The sequence below is a fragment of the Bradyrhizobium sp. STM 3809 genome (assembly GCF_000239795.1).
Taxonomy (GTDB): domain Bacteria; phylum Pseudomonadota; class Alphaproteobacteria; order Rhizobiales; family Xanthobacteraceae; genus Bradyrhizobium.
On the sequence record NZ_CAFJ01000519.1, the window covers coordinates 1 to 2,348 of the forward strand.

Below are 2,348 nucleotides of genomic sequence, written 5' to 3' on the forward strand. Positions count from 1 at the left end.
TCTCACGCGATGCCGACGCGTAGCCCGGATGAGCGCAGCGACATCCGGGTTCTCCTCGAACGCCGGTGCTGAACCCGGATGTCGCTGCGCTCATCCGGGCTACGCAAGCCTCTCAGCGCCGCAGGAATGCGCCGAACGCGCGCGGTCCGTCACCGACCTTGATCTCGGCTGTCACTTTCAGCGCCGCGGCATCGATGACGCTGAGGATGTTGCTCTCCCAATTGGCGACGATGATGCGCTGGCCGTCGGCGGTGGCCTCGATGCCTTCTGGATAGTCGCCGACATTGATGCGCTTCACCGGCTGCAGGCTCGCGACATCGAACACGCTCACCGTGCCGTCATACTGATCGGTCACGAAGCCCCTGCCCTGCGCCAGCGCCACGGCATAGGGCCGCAGGCCGGTCTTGACGCGGCCGATCTCGCGCCCCTCGGCGAGATCAATCACGGAGACGTCGTTGGAGCCGACATTGGCGGTGTAGGCGCGCTTGCCGGCGGCGTCGATGGTGACGCCGAACGGCCTGGTGCCGACCTTGATGGTCTTGAGCCGCTGGCGCGTCGCCGTGTCGATCACCGAGACCATGTCGTCGTCGCGGTCGGCCGACAGCAGCAGCTTGCCGTCCGCGGTCAGCGTCAGGCCCGATGGCGAGGCACCGACCGCGATGCTGCCGGTGACCTTCAGCGCCCTGGCATCGATAACCCGGATCGCGGCATTGTACCAGTCGGCGACATAGACCGTCGCCCCGTCGGGCGCCACGGCGATGCCGAGCGGCCCGCCGCCGACCTCGATGCGGCCGACAACCTTGCGTTCGGCGGCGTCGATGACGCTGACAGCCTTGTCGTCCGGGCTCGCGACATAGGCGAAGCGGCCGTCGGCGGCGACCGCGACACCCGCCGGCTTGCCGCCGATCGGAATCGTCGCCACCGGCTTGGCCGTGGTGAGGTCGACGATGGTGAGGTCGTCACTGAGCTGGTTGGTGACGAAGGCTTCCTCGGCGTGGGAAGGAATGGCGCCGACTAGCAAAGCTCCGAGAACGCCGGAGATGAGACGTCGAGCTCGCCGATGAGGCCGGGACCGCACGTCAAAGACGGTCGGCTCCCCCTCCCCGGAGGAACGGGGAGAGGGAGCGCACGGCCTCTCGAGCGACATGGTCACTCCAATCAGCTCCCGCTCTCCACCTTCTTCTTCAGCCCTTCGAGCCCGTCCTTATACAGCCCCGTCACCGCATTCACGGCGGCCTCGTCGCTGAGCTCCGGCGGGGGATCGTTGTTGGGGAAGCCGCGGTAGAACGCGCCGGTCCATTCGACCACGCTGCCCTTGCCGTCGGCGCTCGGCGTCACCGTGATGGTCGACGAGTAGTTCGTCACCGGCAGCACCTTCACGTCGACGGCCGTGATGCGATACGAATAGCTCATCTTCTCCGCATCGTATTTGTAGAGCTCCTCGTCGACGGTGGCGCCGCCCTTCAAGGTCAACTTGCGCGTCGCGCCGATCTCGTTGCCCTTGTCGCCCTCGGTCTTCTCAACGGGGCCGAGCCAGCTCATGTCCTGGAAGTTGCCCATGACGGCCCACACCTTGGCGGGCGCGGCGTTGATCTCGACATGCTCCTGCACCTTGCGTCGCGTCGGACCATGTGCATCCGCAGTGGTCAGGGCCGTCGTTGCGATCGCGAGCGCTGCCACAACCGTCAGCGCCTTGCCGAACACCATCCTCATCTCGTTTCCTCGGTCACTTTCATTGGCCCGCGCATCCGGCGCGGGCAGCCCCATCTTTGCACCGCTCCGGATTGTTGCAACAAAAAAGACCGTGTCGTGGCGCCTCAATCGGCGCCGCAGCAGCGCTTGAATTTCCGGCCGGAGCCGCACGGACAGGGATCGTTGCGGCCGGTCTTCGCGAGCGAGGCGAACGGATTGGCCAGTTCGGTGAAGACCGGCGCGCCCGGGACGGGAGCCCCGCTGTGCCGGTAGTGATGCAGCGTCAGCACGGCCTGGCGGATGGTGCCAACCGCGTCGTCGCCGAGATCGATGGGCTCGACCGACCTGATCCTGCCATGGCGCGCCAAATCCATCGCGACCATCATGATCGTGGCCGCGCGAGCAACCTCACCCTCGATCAACAGATACGCCTTGAAACGGTCGCGGCGCAGATGAGATGCCGCAGCAAAGCCCTCGACCCACATCTCCCAGGTCACCTCGCCGCTCGCATCATCGACGGGAAAGCGCGGCTGGTACTGTTTCGGCGTCTCCGCGAGCGTCCGCACGAGGTCGTCATGATATCGGGTCACGAGATCGAGCACCGCATTGGCGTGGTCGACGCTGGTGAAGACCGACCCTTTGCCCTGGCCCAAACC

Annotated in this window: 3 protein-coding genes; all 3 read right to left on the reverse strand. The window is 66.1% G+C overall.

The window, feature by feature from the left end; genetic code table 11:
• Positions 1-112: 112 nt before the first annotated feature.
• A complete protein-coding gene (locus tag BRAS3809_RS24085) occupies positions 113-1,078 on the reverse strand; it encodes a YVTN family beta-propeller repeat protein (RefSeq protein ID WP_035658052.1) in 966 nt (321 codons plus the stop codon).
• 80 nt (positions 1,079-1,158) lie between these two features.
• Positions 1,159-1,713, reverse strand: coding sequence for an SRPBCC family protein (locus BRAS3809_RS24090; protein ID WP_008964643.1), 555 nt, complete (start codon positions 1,711-1,713; stop codon positions 1,159-1,161).
• 104 nt (positions 1,714-1,817) lie between these two features.
• Positions 1,818-2,348: UPF0149 family protein (locus BRAS3809_RS24095; protein WP_035658055.1), on the reverse strand; the 531-nt coding region annotated here is incomplete at its 5' end.